This is a genomic window from Gordonibacter massiliensis (ex Traore et al. 2017) (assembly GCF_019731765.1).
GTDB lineage: Bacteria > Actinomycetota > Coriobacteriia > Coriobacteriales > Eggerthellaceae > Gordonibacter > Gordonibacter massiliensis.
Genome location: NZ_JAASIO010000006.1, coordinates 125041 through 141405, shown reverse-complemented (window position 1 = coordinate 141405; position 16365 = coordinate 125041). Strand labels below are relative to the sequence as shown.

At 68.9% G+C, this 16365-nt stretch carries 15 protein-coding genes and 1 tRNA gene; 12 read left to right on the top strand and 4 right to left on the bottom strand.

Translation table 11 applies throughout. The annotated features are described in order from the left end of the window. Positions 1-124 precede the first annotated feature (124 nt). Positions 125-2002 (bottom strand): FAD-binding protein, encoded by a 1878-nt coding sequence (locus HCH03_RS08885; protein WP_221689218.1) that lies wholly within the window; start codon positions 2000-2002, stop codon positions 125-127. A gap of 289 nt (positions 2003-2291) precedes the next feature. Here HCH03_RS08885 and HCH03_RS08880 point away from each other — a divergent pair, with 289 nt between their 5' ends. From HCH03_RS08880 to HCH03_RS08840, 9 genes are all read left to right on the top strand, one after another. Continuing rightward, positions 2292-3749: a helix-turn-helix transcriptional regulator gene (locus HCH03_RS08880; RefSeq protein ID WP_221689217.1), complete on the top strand. Its 1458-nt coding sequence runs from the start codon at positions 2292-2294 to the stop codon at positions 3747-3749. A 118-nt stretch (positions 3750-3867) separates the two neighbouring features. After that, a complete protein-coding gene (locus HCH03_RS08875; RefSeq protein ID WP_080142680.1) occupies positions 3868-4923 on the top strand; it encodes a rod shape-determining protein in 1056 nt (351 codons plus the stop codon). A gap of 18 nt (positions 4924-4941) precedes the next feature. After that, positions 4942-5874: a rod shape-determining protein MreC gene (gene mreC, locus HCH03_RS08870; protein ID WP_221689216.1), complete on the top strand. Its 933-nt coding sequence runs from the start codon at positions 4942-4944 to the stop codon at positions 5872-5874. Continuing rightward, positions 5871-6395 carry a rod shape-determining protein MreD gene (gene mreD / locus HCH03_RS08865; RefSeq protein WP_185906411.1) on the top strand — a complete coding sequence of 175 codons (525 nt, stop codon included), beginning with the start codon at positions 5871-5873 and terminating at the stop codon, positions 6393-6395. Before mreC ends, mreD begins: the two co-directional genes overlap by 4 nt. 10 nt (positions 6396-6405) lie before the next feature. Then, positions 6406-8583, top strand: coding sequence for a penicillin-binding protein 2 (gene mrdA, locus HCH03_RS08860; RefSeq protein WP_221689215.1), 2178 nt, complete (start codon positions 6406-6408; stop codon positions 8581-8583). Positions 8584-8595: 12 nt separating this feature from the next. Continuing rightward, a complete protein-coding gene (gene rodA / locus HCH03_RS08855) occupies positions 8596-9819 on the top strand; it encodes a rod shape-determining protein RodA (protein ID WP_221689214.1) in 1224 nt (407 codons plus the stop codon). After that, entirely contained in the window at positions 9803-11071 is a 1269-nt protein-coding gene (locus tag HCH03_RS08850; protein ID WP_246599892.1) for a YcjF family protein, read from the top strand. The genes rodA and HCH03_RS08850 overlap by 17 nt, the downstream gene beginning before the upstream one ends. 33 nt (positions 11072-11104) lie before the next feature. Continuing rightward, entirely contained in the window at positions 11105-13009 is a 1905-nt protein-coding gene (locus HCH03_RS08845; RefSeq protein ID WP_221689213.1) for a TIGR03960 family B12-binding radical SAM protein, read from the top strand. Then, positions 13002-13751, top strand: coding sequence for a TIGR03936 family radical SAM-associated protein (locus HCH03_RS08840; protein ID WP_221689212.1), 750 nt, complete (start codon positions 13002-13004; stop codon positions 13749-13751). The genes HCH03_RS08845 and HCH03_RS08840 overlap by 8 nt, the downstream gene beginning before the upstream one ends. A gap of 109 nt (positions 13752-13860) precedes the next feature. Here HCH03_RS08840 and HCH03_RS08835 read toward each other — a convergent pair whose 3' ends face one another. Both HCH03_RS08835 and HCH03_RS08830 read right to left on the bottom strand, forming a co-directional pair. After that, entirely contained in the window at positions 13861-14040 is a 180-nt protein-coding gene (locus HCH03_RS08835) for a hypothetical protein (protein ID WP_221689211.1), read from the bottom strand. Between the two features lie 218 nt (positions 14041-14258). Further along, positions 14259-14636: a winged helix-turn-helix transcriptional regulator gene (locus HCH03_RS08830; RefSeq protein WP_221689210.1), complete on the bottom strand. Its 378-nt coding sequence runs from the start codon at positions 14634-14636 to the stop codon at positions 14259-14261. Between the two features lie 181 nt (positions 14637-14817). Between HCH03_RS08830 and HCH03_RS08825 the strand changes: the two genes are divergently transcribed. The 3 genes from HCH03_RS08825 (at position 14818) to HCH03_RS08815 (ending at position 16086) form a co-directional block, all read left to right on the top strand. Beyond that, on the top strand, positions 14818-15108 hold the full coding sequence (locus HCH03_RS08825; protein WP_221689209.1) for a hypothetical protein: 291 nt from the start codon (positions 14818-14820) through the stop codon (positions 15106-15108). Between the two features lie 18 nt (positions 15109-15126). Next, positions 15127-15579, top strand: coding sequence for an OsmC family protein (locus HCH03_RS08820; protein WP_221689208.1), 453 nt, complete (start codon positions 15127-15129; stop codon positions 15577-15579). Positions 15580-15678: 99 nt separating this feature from the next. Then, positions 15679-16086, top strand: a complete 408-nt coding sequence (locus HCH03_RS08815; RefSeq protein WP_221689207.1) for a pyridoxamine 5'-phosphate oxidase family protein — start codon at positions 15679-15681, stop codon at positions 16084-16086. Between the two features lie 111 nt (positions 16087-16197). Here the strand turns inward: HCH03_RS08815 and HCH03_RS08810 are convergent. Continuing rightward, positions 16198-16274: transfer RNA gene (locus HCH03_RS08810), tRNA-Asp, on the bottom strand. Positions 16275-16365 lie beyond the last annotated feature (91 nt).

The following is a 16365-nucleotide window of genomic DNA, read 5'->3' as shown; positions in this document are numbered from 1 at the left end:
CACCCCAACCCCCCCCACAACCCCCCCCCCGCGGGGGCCCCCCCCCCCCCCCCCCCCCGCCCCTGCGTGGGAGGTCCTCCCGCCGGGAAGGAAGGGGAGGTTCGGCGGGAGGGGGTCGTTTCGGTTAGATCTCGCCCTTCACCGTCTCGGCCATGAGGTAGCCGTAGTTCATGGCGGCGTCGAAGCCCATGGCGTAGGGGCGCCCGTCCTTCTCCTCGATGGAGCCGCACACGTCGCCGGCGGCGTACAGCCCGGGCACCGCCGTGCCGTCCTCCTTCTGCACGTGGCCGGCCGTGTCGATGGCGAGGCCGCCCGTGGTCAGGTAGAACGTGGGTATGCAGGACACGACCCAGATGCCGTCGTGCGTGTCGAGGTAGGGCAGGTTCTTGCGCTTGAACTCGTCGGGCTCGCCGGCCAGCGCGTGGGCGTTGTGCGTCTCGATGGTGGCCGCCAGATCGGGCAGCCCCAGCTTCTCGGCCGCCTCCTCGACGGATGCGTAGTGCACCATGTCGCCGCGATGCTCCAGGCACTTGTACGTGTCCATGGCGTAGGCTTCGTTCTTGTTCGTGGTGATGCGGCCCGACTCGTCGGTGATGTAGAAGAACTTGCCGCCGTTGGCCTCGTCCACGAGGCCGCGTCCCAGCATGCCGTGGTTGTCGGACATGAGGTTGCCGAACTGCTTGCCCGAGGCGTTCACGATGATGCCGGGCGTGGTCTGGTACAGGAAGGCTATCTCGAAGTTCGAGCCGGCCTGGTTCGTGGTGGACAAAAACGCCCCCAGCTCGCGGCCCATGCACTCCACGGCGCCGCCCGCCGCGAGCCCCAACTCGATGCCGTCGCCCGTGGAGCCGGGCGCGCAGTTGAACTTGTAGTCGGCGTACTGGGGGTAGTACTGTTTGATCATGTCCTGGTTCGCCGCGAAGCCGCCCGACGTGAGGCACACGGCCTTCGCCGTGACGGTCCAGGTCGAGCCGTCCTTGCCCTCGGCCACCAGGCCGCTCACGCGCCCGTCGGCCTCCTGCACGAGCTTCGTCACCTTCGTGCCGTAGACTATCTGGCCGCCCAGCGCGCCGATGCGGTCGACCAGGAACTCCTTGGCATAGCCGCAGCCGCCCATGTAGCAGCCGGGAGCCAGGTACGGCGTCACGCCGTAGGCCTTGTTCACGCCCAGGCTGTAGAAGCCGACGCCCATGTCGTGCATCCAGTCCACGAGCTGCCCCGAGTTCGAGTACATGGCCGTCTGGTAGGGCATGGCGCCGTCGAAGCGGTCGTTTTCCGGCACCAGGTACTTCTGCATGACGCCGAGCATGGCCTGCTTGTTGTACATGGGGTTGTCGTCCATGCGCCCGAGCGCGTAGTTCGCCTGCAGCTGCGACTCGGCGGCGGCCACGCCCGAATAGGTCATGGGCATGGAGCCGCCCGCGATGTCCTGCTTCTCGAACAGGATGACCTTCTTGCCGGCTTCCAGCAGCCGCGTGGCGGCTACGAGGCCGGCGGTTCCGGCGCCCATGAACGCCACGTCCACGTCGGCGGTCTGCGGGACGCCTCCGGAGGGAGCGACCGCGCCCTTCGAGAAGTCCTTCGCGTTGCCGCCGGCGTTCTCGATGGCGTCCTTCACGGCGTTCTGCACGGCCATCGACGTGGTCGTGGCGCCCGAGACGGCGTCCACGTCCAGGTTCTTGGACTCGAGTATCTTCGCCGCCATGAGGGGCGCGGCCACCGAGCCGATGCCTATGGTGTCGTCGCAGCGCAGCACGCGCACCCCGGCGAGGTCGCCCTGCGCCACGGTCACCTCCACGAACAGCTCGTCGTCGTGGCCCATGGACGAGCCTGTCCACTTGCCGTCGGTGAAGCTGTCCGGCACGCTCTTCTTCGCCTCGCCGCCCTGGTCCTTCTTGGCGCTGTCGGCCTGCTTGGGCGCGGCGCATCCGGCCAGCCCGAGCGCGGCCGCGCCGCCGAACGCGAGCGACCCCTTCAAAAAGCTCCTGCGATCAAGTTCCATGTCGATCTCCCTCCGTGATCCGATCCGTCGTGCTCCGGGCCCTGCGCGAGGAGTCGCGTCCTGCCCGGACCCTGCGGCCAGTATGGGCGCCCGGGGCACCCTTGTCGTGACCGATAATCGGCGAACTTCGCGCCAGCGCGCGCCCAACAGATCACCGATTATCGGTTATCTTCTGGAAAACACCTGATGAAAGGCTTGCGAGTGCAATCGTCAAAAGGTTTCGGATCGCGGTTGACGCCGCGCGGGCCCTCGCGAACGTTTACAATGGGTACCGGGAGGTTGGATGCTTATGCGCACGAAGGATGCGGCCCTGCTCTCCGTCGCGCTGGCGGCGGGCTTCGGCCTGTGCAAGACGGCGACGTCGCTCGCCTACATCACGGCCATGGGGTCGGTTTCCACCTCGGTCGGGTTCGTCTCGCAGCTCGGGTTCATGTTCGCCATGACCGCGGCCACCATCGTCACCGCCGTCGTCATCATCGCGCTCGTGCGGGCGGGGAGGATCGCTCCGTGGAGCCTGCGCCAGACACCCGCCCTCGTCGCGCTGTGCGCGGGCTTCCTGCTGGGGTCGACCGGGGCCCTGTCGGGCCTTCCCGCCTGGGCGGCCACGCTGCTGCTCGGGGGGCTCTGCGGCTATGCGCTCACCGTGCTCATGGCGGCGTGGCTCGAGGCGTTCGCCGCCGAGGGCGACACGTCGGCGGCCATCGTGCAGATCGTGTGCGCGCTCATCGTGCAGGCGGTGCTCGCGTCGCTTCTGCTGCTGGTTCCGGCGCTGCCGGTGGCGGCGGTGTCCGTGGCGTTTCTGCTCGTGTCGACCGCGGTGCTCGCCTGGGCGAAGGGCCGCCTGGGGCCGCCGCCCGAGAGCCGCGTGCTCGTGGCCGACCGCAAGGACCGCTTCACGCTGTTCCACGCGTATCTGTGCCTGGCCGTGGTGGTGGGCGTGGTGGGCATCCTGCACACCTCGGTGCTGGGATCGTCGTTCGAGCACATCGTGGGCGACGTGAACATGGGCGTGCCGCTGGCGGCGTCCACGGCCATCACGGCGCTCGTCGCCATGCTCATGGTGCAGCGGCTCGACCCCGTGTCGGTGTACAAGGTGTGCTTCCCCTGCATGCTGGTCATCCTGTCGCTGCTGCCGTTTCTGGGCGGCTTTCTGGGGCCGGTGGCCGGCACGGTCATGATCACGTGCTACGACGTGTGCGGCATGGTGTTCCTGCTGTTCATCGTCGAGCAATCGCGGCGCCTGGGCGTGTCGAGCTATCTCCTTACCAGCCTGTACATGGTGGCTTCGAGCCTGTTTCTGCTCGTGGGGCTGGCCATAGGCGTGGGGCTCGGCGCGGTGTCGGCCGACTACGGGCTGTCGCTGCTCACGCTGCTGGCGTTCGCCGCCATCTACCCGCTGGCCGTCGTGCTCATGGTGGTGCTGCGGCGGGGCCGGGGCGACGCGGAGCCTGCGCGCGAGGGGGCCGCGGCCGCCGGGCCGACGTCCCCCGAACCGGCGCCCCGCGAGGCCGAGGCCGCGTTCGAGCGCTGCCTCGGGCGCTACGCCGAGACGTACGGGCTGACGAAGCGCGAGACCGAGATACTGGGCTACCTGGCGCGCGGGCGCTCGGCCCGCTTCATCGCCGAGGAGCTCGTCATCTCCGAGAACACCGTGTGGGCGCACGTCAAGCGCGTGTACGCGAAGCTGGACGTCCATGACAAGCAGGAGCTCATGAGCCGTTTCGAGGCCGACGCGAAGCGCGCCTGAGGGGCCGCCCGCACCGGCCACCGGGCCGGGTGTGCCCCTCGTGGATTTTCCACAGCGAAGCAACGCCTGTGCTAGAATGCGTGTTTACTTGGAATCGAGACTCAAGGGGTTTGCCTCTATGTCCTTTTTAGACGCGTTCTCCGGGCTGACCGGCCAAATGTCCACGGATATGGCCATCGACCTCGGGACTGCCAATACACTGGTCGCCATCACGGGCGAGGGCATCGTCATCAACGAGCCCTCCGTCGTGGCCATCGAGAAGAGCACGCACCGCGTGCTCGCGGTGGGCCATGAGGCGAAGAACATGATCAACCACACGCCCGAGGCGTTCTCGGCCGAGCATCCGCTCAAAGACGGCGTCATCGCCGACTACGACGTGACCGAGGCCATGCTGTCGGCGTTCATCAACAAGGCCGCCGTGCGCAAGTACCCCTGGCAGGCCAAGCCCCGCATCGTCATCTGCATCCCGTGCGGCGCCACCTCGGTGGAGAAGCGCGCGGTGTTCGAGGCCGCCATCCAGGCGGGCGCGCGCCAGGCCTACCTCATCGAGGAGCCCATGGCGGCGGCCATGGGCGCCGACCTGCCCGTCACCGAGCCCACGGGCTCCATGGTGGTGGACATCGGCGGCGGCACCACGGAAGTGGCCGTCATCTCGCTCGGCGGCATCGTGACGTCCTCGTCGCTGCGCCTGGCCGGCAACCGCATGGACGAGGCCATCGCCATGCATCTGCGCGATTTGCTGGGCATCAAGATCGGCGAGCGCACGGCCGAGATCATCAAGATCAAGATCGGCTCCATCCTGCCGTTCGAGGACGGGCGCGAGCGCGACATGATCATCTCCGGCCAGGACGTCATCACCGAGCAGCCGAAGGAGGTGACCATCCAGTCCGAGGACGTGCGCGCCGCGCTCATCGGCCCGTGCGAGGAGATGGTCATCCACATCAAGGAGACGTTCAAGAAGACGAACCCGGACCTCGCGTCCGACATCATCCAGAACGGCATCCTGCTCACCGGCGGCGGCGGCCTGCTCTCGGGCTTGGACCGCTACCTCACCGACAAGCTGGAGATTCCGGTGTGGGTGAGCGAGACGGCCCTCACGAACGTCGTGACCGGGTGCCTGAAGGTGCTCGAGACGCCCACGGCGCTCAAGCAGACGCTCATGCGGTCGAAGTAAGGCAGCGCCCCTCACCGCATGGCCCTCAACTTCCAACAGAGCGGATCGGCATCGGCGAAGCGGGTGCTGCTCGTCGTGTTGCTCGCGGCCTCCCTGGCCCTCGCCACGCTGTACGCGCGCGAGGGCGAGAGCGGGCCGCTGCACACGGTGCAGGGCGCCGTGGGCGCCGTTGCCGCGCCCTTCAAGTTCGCGGGCGCCGCGGTCGACGCGGGCATGACGTCGGCCGGCGAGGGCATCGAGAACCTCACCGCCGACGAGTCGACGCTCTCCGGCCTGCGCGAGAGCAACGAGGCGCTGCGCAAGCGCCTGGCCGAGGCCGACGAGTACAAGCTGGAGGCCGAGCGCCTGCAGGAGCTGCTCGACATGAAGCAGACCTACGATATCGACGGCGTGGCCGCGCGCGTCGTGGGCAAGAACATCGAGGCGTACAACCAGACCGTGACCATCGACGTGGGCACGGACGACGGCGTGGAGAGCGGCATGACCGTCATGGGGTCGACCGGCGTCGTCGGCCAGGTGAAGAAGGCCGACGCCCGCACCTCCGAGGTGCGCCTGCTCACCGACTCGCAGTCGGGCGCGGCGGCCATCATCCAGAGAAACCGCGGCGAGGGCATCGTGCGCGGCTCGCTCGAGGGCCTGCTGTACCTGGAGGACGTGGACGAGGCCAACATGCCCCAGGTGGGCGACGTGATCGTGACGTCGGGTCTGGGCGGCAGCTACGTGCGCGGCCTCATCATCGGCACGGTGGTGCGGGTGGACGCCGACAAGGGCAACGCCACGGGCCGCATCGTGGTCACGCCGAACGACAAGGCCGCCTCGCTTTCAGAGGTGATCGTGGTCAAGGGCCTGAACTCCGAGGGCGCGCTGGGCTCGACGCCGCAGGCGAGCGGGCAGACGGCGGGTTCCGAAACGGCCGACGGCGGAGACGGGGAAGGAGGCGACGAGGCATGAACGTGACGCGCGACAGCGTGGCGGTTGCGGTGGGCGCCGTGGTGGCGGTGATCCTGCAGATCGTCGTGGCTCCCAACATCGCCCTGTTCTCGGCCATGCCGAACTTCATCGTGGCCTACACGCTGCTCGTGGCCATCGTGCGCCCGACGGCGGCCGGCCCCGTGCTCCCGTTCGTGCTGGGCCTCGTGTTCGACCTGGTGTCCGGCGGCCCCGTGGGTGCCATGGCGTTCCTGCTCGTGCTCATCTCGTTTCTGGCCTCGCGGGCCTTCGTCGTGCTCGACAACGACACGCTGTTCATGCCGCTCGTCATCTTCGTGGCGGCCACCGTGCTCGTGGAGGCGCTCTACGGCGCGTTCCTGCTCGCGCTGGGGTTCGACGCCACCGCCCTCGACGCGTTCGTGTACCGTGCGCTGCCGTGCGCGCTGTACGACTGCGTGATCGGGCTCGTGCTCTATCCGCTCGCCGCGCGCGTCCTCGCGGGCGCCGCCCCGGCCCAACCCGGCACGCCGCGCTTGCGCTAGGGGCCGCCTCGTGATCGCCGCCATCATCGCAACCGCCGTCACGCTCGTGGCGGCCATCGCCCTTATCATCGTGGTGTTCGTCGTGCGCAGCCGCACGAAGACGCCTTACGCCGGCCAGAAGAAGGACGTGCGTTCCGTGGGCAACGTGGGCGTGTCCTCGTCGCTGGGCAAGGGCGGCCACCGCGCGGGCGGCGGCGCCCCGGCTCCGCGCGTGAACTCCTCGCAGCCCGCGTCGAAGGCGGCCTCCGAGGGGCTGAAGTCCCGCTTTCTGGCCATGGGCGTGCTCGCGGCCGCCATCTTCGGGTCGCTGGGCGCGAAGCTGTGGAGCATGCAGGTGCTGTCGTCGGAGTCGTACGCGAGCGCCGCCCAGAAGAACAAGTTCACCGTGGTGCCCACGCCCGCGCCGCGCGGCTACATCTACGACGCCGACGGCGTGGCCATCGTGAAGAACCGCTCGTCGCTCACCGTGCTGGCCGACGCCGACGTGGCCGACGACCGCGACGTGGTGCAGCGCCTGTCCACCGTGCTGGGCATCCCGTACAACGTGGTGCGCCAGCGCATCCAGGACGCCACGTCGGGCGCGCAGAGCCAGCGCGTGGTGGCGAGCGACGTGCGCCTGCGCGACGTGGCCTTCATCTCCGAGCACGCCGACGCGTTCCCCGGCGTGGCCGTGCAGACGCGCACGGTGCGCGACTACCCCTACGGCGCGCTCGCGGCGCACGCCGTGGGCTACACGGGCGCCGTGACGGCCGACGACCTGGCCGCCGTCCCCGACGGCCGCGAGATCGAGCTCGGCGACACGGTGGGCAGGGCGGGCGTCGAGAGCGTCTACGACGACCTGCTCGCGGGCGACCACGGCCAGCGCACGGTCGTGGCCGACGCCGAAGGCAACGTGAAAGAGGTGGCCAGCGAGACGCAGCCCTCGCGCGGCTCCGACGTGTACCTCGCCATCAAGGCGCCCGTGCAGTACGTGTGCGACCGCGCGCTGGCCGCGCTCATCGCGCCCGAGAACGGCGTCATCGGCACGGGCAAGGGCTGCGCCGGGGCCGCGGTGGTCATGGACGTGCGCGACGGCGGCGTCGTGGCGCTGTCGAGCTACCCCACGTTCTCGCCCGAGACGTTCACGGGGTCGATCTCGCTGGACACCTGGGAGCTGTTCAACACCGACGAGTCGTACCATCCCATGCTCAACCGCGCGGTTTCGGGCACGTACCCGGCCGCGTCCACGTACAAGGCCTTCACGGGCTTGGCGGCGCTGGCCTACGGGTTCGCCGACACGAAGAAAACGTGGGACTGCGGGGGCTCGTGGGACGGCTTCGGCACCGGTCAGCCACAGCTGTGCTGGAACCACAACGGCCATGGGATCCTCGACTTCCGCGGCGGCGTGGTCAACTCGTGCGACGTCGTGTTCTACGACATCGGCAAGCAGTTCTTCGACGCCAGCAAGTCCCAAGGCGGCTCCATCAGCGACACCGCCATGCAGGACGAGATCGCGAAGTACGGCTTCGGCAAGACGACGGGCATCGATCTGGGCAACATCGAGGAGGCGGGCCGCATTCCCACGCCGGAATGGCGCGCCGAGTATTATCGGAACGTTCCCGCCGAAGCGGTGTGGAAGGGCGGCTTCAACACGAACATGGCCATCGGCCAGGGCGACGTGCTCGTGACGCCCATCCAGGTGGCCGTGGCCTACGGGGCCATCGCAACCGGCAACCTCATGAAGCCGCACCTGCTCAAAGAGGTGCGGAACTCGGCGGGCGAGGTGGTTAGGGCGTTCGATCCCGTGGTCACCGGCACGCCCGACGTGAAGCCCGAGAACCTGGCCATCATGCGCGACGCCCTCAAAGGCGTGTCCGTCGAGAACGCCGAGCTCGTCGCGCTGTTCGACAAGTTCGGCCTCGACCCCGCCACCGTGGCCTGCAAGACGGGCACGGGCGAGGTGGCCGGCAAGGAAGACTACGCGTGGTTCGCCTGCTACGCGCCCTACGACGACCCGAAGTACGTCGTGGCGTGCGTCGTGGAGCAGGGCGGCGGCGGCTCGGCCGTGGGCGCGCCCTTGGGCATCGAGGTGCTGGCCGCCGCGCTCGCGGCCGACGCGGGCGAGCTCACCGACGTGGCCGCCGTCGCCGGCTCCACCGGCAAGTCGCAGGAACTCAAGACGTCCGGCTCCACCGGGCGAACGGACTAGGGAGGAGGCACCATGGCGCAACCGCCGCAGATACATTCGGTGAAGATGCCCGACAAGGCCGTCGCCGACGCCACGCGCTCGCGCAGGTTCCCCTCGCTGAACCTGCCGCTCATCGTGGTGGTGGCGCTGCTCGCGGGCTACGGCCTGGTGGTGGTGTACTCGGCCGTTCAAGGCGACCCCGCTTACAGCTTCTCGCGCCAAGCCGCCTTGGTGGCGGTGGGCGCCGTGCTCATGATCGCGCTCTGGCGTTTCGACTACCGGCGCCTGTCGGAGTTCACCACGCTGTTCCTCATCGTGAACGTCGTGCTCATCCTCTTGCCGCACATCCCGGGCCTCGGCACCGATGCGGGCATGGGCTCTCAATCGTGGATCAAGCTGGGTCCTCTCCCGCAGGTCCAGCCCGGCGAGTTCGCGAAAATCACCGTCATCCTGCTCGATGCGAGCGTCATGGCGCGCTACGGCGGCCGGCTCGACGACGTGCGCGAGTACTGCAAGGCGCTCGGCATCATGCTCATTCCGTTTCTGTGCATCATGACGCAGCCCGACTTGGGCACGGGGCTCGTGTACCTGTTCATCGGCGCGGTGGCGCTCGTGGTGGGCGGTGCGCGGCCGAAGTTCCTGCTCGTCACGCTGGCGGCGGGCATCGTGGCCGTGGTCTGCGCGTTCGCGCTCGACGAGGTCATCAAGAACTCGACGGGCGAGTACAAGCTGCTCAAAGACTACCAGCGCGCCCGCCTGCTCGTGTTCCTGGATCCCGAGCTCGATCCCACGGGCAACGGCTACAACCTCCAGCAGGCCCAGATCGCCATCGGCTCGGGCGGCCTGTTCGGCCAAGGGTACCTGCAGGGCTCCCAGCACGCGCTGGGCATCTTGCCCGAGGCGCCCACCGACTTCATCTTCTGCGTGCTGGCCGAGGAACTCGGGTTTTTCGGTGTAGCGGTGCTGCTGGCGCTGTACGTGGCGCTCGTTTTGGTAAGCTTCCGCATAGCCGGTTCCGCCGGCGATCTGTTCGGCCTGCTCATCGTTATGTGCGTCGTTGGCATGTGGCTGTTCCAGATACTTGAGAACATAGGTATGACCTGCGGTCTCATGCCTATCACGGGCATACCCCTGCCGTTCATGAGCTACGGTTCAACGGGCACGATAATGAACTTCATCATGCTGGGCCTCGTAGGCTCGGTGTGGGCCCATAACACTGCGATCGGGAAGAAGGACGGTTATGCAACTACCCGTTGACGTCAAGGCGGTCATCGACGAGGCGACGAACATCGACGAGGCGCGCACCACGCCGCTGTCGGTGAGCGTGTACATCGACGAGAGCGCTCCGGGCGACGTGGTCGCGCGCGTGCGCGGCGCGTTCGCCAGCGCGAGCCCGCATGCGCGGGTGTCCATGACGTACCTCGACGGCCGTCCGTTCGCACCGTACTCCGGCGACGACATGGCCGTCATCGTGGCGGGGCTGCTGCTCGAGGTGGGCGCCCACGCCGCCGAGCTGCGCGCCGCCGGCGTGCCCGTCATGGTGGCCACCACCATGCCCTCGCTCGTGCGCGAGATCGCCCAGTCCGAAGGCCATCCCATCCCGTACGCCGACGTGGTGGCGCCCCCTGCGCCGCCGCGCTCCTCCCGCGCCCTGCCCGCCGCGGCGGGGGCCGATGCAAAGGGCGCGCCTGCCGACGACGCCGACGAGCCCTACGTGCTCGACGAGCGCGCCGCGGCCGCCCTCGACCGCCGCATGGGCGAGTGGATCATCGCCGCGTGCCACGACAAGCGCCTGGCGTTCGCGCTCGCGTTCCCGTTCGTGCGCCGCCCCCTGTCCGTGGACGCCGTGAACGCCACGGCCGTGCAGAACGCCGGCATCGGCCTCGTGGTGTTCATCCCCGGCGCCGACATGCCCATCATGACGCTCAACCAGGCGAAGATGCTGCTGCAGATAGCCGCCGCCTACGGCGAGCCCATGGGCATGGAGCGCGTGAAGGAGCTCGCCGCCGTAGTGGGCGGCGCGTTCGCGCTGCGCTCGGCGGCGCGCCAGGTGGTGGCGCTCGTGCCGGCGCTCGGCTGGGCCGTGAAGGCCGCCATCGGCTACACCGGCACCCAGGCCATGGGCCGTGCCGCCATCGAGTACTTCGAGGAGGGCGGCAGCATATCCGGCTTGGCGGGCGTGGTGGCCCGTGCGCGCGACAAGGCCGTGGAGCTGGCGGAAGACGCCCGCGAGGTCGTGTGCGCCGACGAGCCGGCCTCGACGCCGGCCCACGCCGTCGCGCCGACGCGGGGCGGCCGCGTGGCCGGCGTTGCCCGCTCGGCCGCGACGAAGGTCAAAGGCGCCGCAGGGCGCGCCGCCACCTCCGCCGTGCCGTTCGCCTCGTCGGTCGTGCAGGCGGGTGCCCAGGCGGCCGGCGTCAGCGCGCCGGAGGCAGCCAAGAGCGCCGCGCGCTCCGTGGCCGACGCCGCCCGTTCGCGCCTCAAGGGCGCGCGTCCCGCCGCGCGCTAGCGCGCGGATCCCAACGAAAGAAGGTCGAATCCGATGACGGATCTCTGGCCGCGCCTCGAGGCGCTGCTCGGCGATGCGGAGCGTCCCGCGCGCTACATCAACCGCGAATGGGGCTGCGTGTACAAGCCCGACGCGGACTTCCGCTTCTGCATGGTGTATCCCGACACCTACGAACTGGGTCAGGCGAACCAGGCCGTGCGCATCCTGGTGAACGCGGTGAACGCCGCAGACGGCATGGCCGCCGAGCGCGCGTTCCTGCCCGCGCCCGCCCTCTGCGATCGCATGCGCGCCGAGGGCCTTCCGCTGTTCTCCATCGAAAGCTGCGCCCCCGTGGCCGAGTTCGACGCGGTGGGCATCACGCTGCCGCACGAGCTGGCGGCCACGAACGTGCTGGAGACGCTCGATCTGGCCGGCATCCCGCTGCGCGCCGACGCGCGCGCCGAGGGCGACCCGCTCGTGCTGGGCGGCGGCCCGTGCGCGTACAACCCCGAGCCCTACGCGCCGTTCTTCGACGCCGTGAGCATCGGCGAGGGCGAGGAGGCCGTGCCCGAGGCGCTCGCCCTCATCCGCCGCCTGCGCGCCGAGGGCGCGCCGCGCGCCGTCATCCTGCGGGCGCTCGCGGACGAGCCGGGCTGGTACGTGCCGTCGCTCTACCGTTGGCGCGACGAGGCGGAGGCCCAGGAGGCGGGCACGTGGATCGAGCCGGTTGAGCCGGGCCTGCCCGCGCGCATCGACAAGCGCCTGTTCGAGGGCTTCGCCGAGAGCTCCGGCTGGGAGCCGTGCATCGTGCCCTTCACGGAAGTAGTGCACGACCGCCTGAACGTGGAGATCCTGCGCGGCTGCGCCCGCGGCTGCCGCTTCTGCCAGGCGGGCATGATGTACCGCCCCGTGCGCGAGCGCTCGGCCGACAACGTGGTCACGTCCGTGCTGGCGGGGCTTGCCGACACGGGCTACGACGAGGTGAGCCTGACGTCGCTCTCGTCCACCGACCACTCCCAGATCGCCGACATCCTCACGCGCCTCAACCACGCCTGCGAGGGCAAGGGCGTGCGCATCTCGGTGCCCTCGCAGCGCCTCGACGCGTTCGGCGTGGACATGGCCGGGCTCGTGGCGGGCCAGAAGAAGGGCGGCCTCACGTTCGCGCCCGAGGCCGGCACGCAGCGTTTGCGCGACGTCATCAACAAGAACGTGACCGAGGACGACCTGTTCGGCGCCCTGGACGCGGCCTTTGCCGCCGGGTGGAGGCGCGTCAAGCTGTACTTCATGATAGGCCTGCCCACCGAGACCGACGACGACATCAAGGGCATCGCGAGCCTGGCGAGCCGCGCCTACGACCGCGCGAAGGCCGCCGTGCCGCCCGAGCAGCGCGGCAACGTGCGCGTGAGCGTGTCGGTGGCCCTGTTCGTGCCGAAGGCCCAGACGCCGTTCCAGTGGGACGGCCAGATAGCGCCCGAGGAGGCGCTGCGCCGCGTGGGCATCCTGCGCCGCAGCGTGAAGTACAAGGCCGTGGACGTGCACTGGCACGACCCGTCCACGAGCTTCGTGGAGGCCGTCATGAGCCGGGGCGGGCGCGAGGCCGCCGCGTGGGTCGAGGCCGCCTGGCGGCGCGGCGCGCGCTTCGACGCGTGGACGGAGTGCTTTGACGGCGAGGCGTGGCGCGCGGCCGCCGACGAGGTGGGCATCGATCCGGAGGCCGTCGCGCAGACGAGCTATCCGCCGGATCGCGTCATGCCGTGGGCGCACATATCCACGGGCGTGTCCACGCGCTTCCTGGCGCGCGAGCGCCGTTTGGCCGAGGAGGGCCGCACCACGCCCGACTGCACGTTCGGCACGTGCTCGGCGTGCGGCGCCTGCCCCTCCCTCGGCGCCGACAACGAACTGGCCGCCCCCCGCGTCGCGCCGGCGGCCGTCGAGGAACAGGAGGCCCCCCGTGCCTGATCCCCGCAACTTCCGCCTGCGGGCGACGTTCTGCAAGCAGGGGCGCCTGGCGCTGCTGTCGCATTTGGAGGTGGCCCGCGCGCTCGAGCGCACCGTGCGCCGCGCCGGGCTTCCGTTCGCCATCAGCCAGGGGTTCTCGCCGCATATGAAGATCGCCTTCGGCGCGGCGCTTCCCGTGGGGGTGGGCGGCCTGCGCGAGGTGTTCGACCTGCAGCTCACCCGCTACGTGCCGCCCGAGGGGGCCCTGGAGGCCCTGCAGGCGGCGAGCCCGCCCGACCTCATGGTGAAGAGCTGCCGCTACATCGAGGCCGGCGAGCCGGCCGCCTCCGTGGCGTACCCGTTGAGCACCTACCGCGCGCTGCTGTCCTGCGCGCCCGCCGCGCTGCCCGTGCCCGACGAGGTGACCGTCGTGCGCAAGAAGAAGGAGAAGGTGCTGCGCGTATCCGACTTCCTGGTAGGGGAGATGCAGGTGGCCGGCGCCGTGGCCACGTTCACGCTCGAGGCGAAGCCCACGGGCTCCCTGCGTCCCGACGTGCTGCTGCGCGCCTGCGTGGACGCGTACAACAACGCAGGGGGAGGGGACGCGCCGGAGGAGACCGTGCGCGCTCGCCGCGTCGGGAACGCCCTCAAGGTGTGGGAATACGAGTTGGACGCCGACGGAGCTGCGCACGGCTGCGCCCCCTGCGCCCCCGGCGAGCTTCTGCGCATCGTGTCCGTCACGCGCATCGACCAGCGCGCCTGACTGGTTGCTCTGTCTGCGCGTGGAAGCGCCCGCAACCTGCTTAAAAGCGGGGTGCGGGCGCTGGGGTGCGGTGCTGTTTCGTCGGCATCGACCGATGCCGCAGAGGTTATCAAGCTCGGCAGTTCGAGCGGTCGGGAGCCTGCAGTTCCTTGAGCCAGGCCGCGTAGGCCTCCTTGTCGCTGCGGGCGGGGAAATTCTTGCGCGGCGGCGCGGCGGCCTTCCGATCCGCCTGCTCGGCGGCGCCTTCGGGCGCGGCGTCGTGCGTCGTCGAAGTCGATGTCTCTGCCATGCGATCACCTGCCTTGCGAATGCACTGGACGGGTCTACGGGGTCGATGACGGGCGCGCCGTCCGTCGACTCCCAGAACGGGCACGCGCCGCCCTCGCGCGCCTTCCTTTCCTCGAAGTATAGGAAATCCTGCTGACGTTGGAAAGACGGATGCGAAAACTTGAGTAGCTCTACTTTTCCATAGCGTCTTCCACCAGCATCGATGCACTGGTCGGCACCCTAGGGGCGGTAGTCGCAGCGCTGGCAGCGGGCCAGCTCGAGCGAGCTCTCCTCCTTGAAGAACGATCCCGACCATTGGCAGATGTGCTGCAGCACGGGCAAAAGCGACCGCCCCTTCTCGGTCAGCCGGTACTCCACACGCGGGGGTATTTCCTCGTACTGGATGCGCTGCACGAGCCCCTGCTCGGCCAGCTCCTTGAGCGCGCCCGCCAGGGCGGCGTCGGTCACGTTGGCCATCTCGCAGCGCACGGCGCTGTAGCGCAGCGGCCCGTCGGAGAGCACGCACACGATGCGCGACTTCCACTTGCCGCCGAACACGTCCAGCCCGTACTCCAACGGGCAGCGGATATCCTTCTCGAGCTTGCGCTTGCGTGCCATGTGACGTCCTTTCTCTCTTCGCACAGCATAGCGCGTGCATCGTTGAATTGAAGTGACTATGAAAATTTTAAGTCGCTCAATATTTCGCTAACCACTTCCGACTTTTGAGTCCGCGCCGTATCGTGGGGGCAACGTGGCGCGCACGTTCGACCGTATCGAAGGCAACGCGAAAGGACCAGCCATGGAAGCCAAAGCCTACCTAGAGATCACCATGCAGATATCCGAAGAGAACCGTCCCGCGGCCGCCCAGGTGTACGCCGCGTACCGCCAGCCGTTTCTGGACACTGTTCCCGGCGCGTTGACCAAGGCGCTGCTCGTCCGTCCCGAGGACGTGCAGGTGCTGCACGGTTTCGACAGTATGGAGAACGCCCGAGCCTACCTGGAAAGCCAGCTGTTCACCGACGACGTGGTCGCCGGCTTGAAGCCTACGTGGGACGCCGATCCCTGCGTGGTCGTATACGAGGTCGCGTAGGCAGAAGAAGGAGGAGCCATGAAAAGCAGCAGCAGCATCGAGGTTTCGAGCACGGGCGAGGGCCTGCAGGTCAAGGCCCGTTGCCGAGGGTTCGAGATCACGTTCGACGAGTCCGAGGACATGGGCGGCACGAACGCGGGCATGAACCCCGTGGAGGGCCTGCTCTGCTCGCTCGGGGCCTGCCAGTCCATCGCGGCGATGATATTCGCCCATGCGCAGCAGATCCCCCTGGAGGGCGTCGGCATGGAGGTGGAGGGCGATATCGACCCCGAGGGCTTCATGGGCAACCCGGACATCCGCAACGGGCTGCAGGAGGTGCGCTGCAAGGTGCGCCTCGCGTGCGGCGACGAGGACGCGGCGCGCAAACTGGCGGCGCTGGCCGGGGAGCGCTGCCCCGTGGGCGACAGCCTGAAGAACCCCGTGCCGCTCGTGTGCACGGAAGTGGTTGTCGAGGCGCCTGCGGGGGAGTAAGCTGAAGCCAAGGATGCGCGGGGCGGGTCCGACGCGGCCCGAGGGACGGCCGCCGGGGCTCCGGTGTCGCCCCGCACGGATACGGAAGGGGTGCTTGCCATGGCGAAGATGCCGCAAGCCTGTCAGGACATGATCAACAACGCGTACGCGGCGGCGTTCTCCACCTGTTCGGACGGCGTGCCCAACGTGGTGCCGGTGAGCATGAAGCAGGTGATCGACGACGAAACGGTCATGGTGTCCGACCAGTACTTGGGCAAGAGCCTGGCCAACCTGCGCCAGAACCCGCACGTCGCCCTGTCCGTTTGGGACGACGAAGGCGGCTTCCAGGTGAAGGGGAGCGCGACGTACGAGAACGAGGGCCCGCGCTACGAGGCCGTGGCCGCGCAGGTGAAGGAGATACTGAGCTCCATGGGCTACGACTTCACCAGCAAGGGCGTGTGCTACCTCCACGTGGAGGAGGTCTATTCGGTCACTCCCGGCGAGCACGCGGGCAAGCTGCTGGCGTAGGCTGCCGTTCGATCCTGTCGCTGGGATGACGGGAGGGCGTCTTCCGGGATGCCCGAGGGTGACAATGCAAAAAACAGCCGCCGGGCAAACCCGGCGGCCGTTTACTTTTAATGGCGGGATGTACGAGACTTGAACTCGCGACCTCCGACGTGACAGGCCGGCGCTCTAACCAACTGAGCTAACACCCCGTGCTTGAAGCAGCGACGGTTATTCTACCGGGAAGTTCAAGCGGACGCAATACCCTATTTTCAAAAAATTCGCCTTTCGATCAACGAAGGG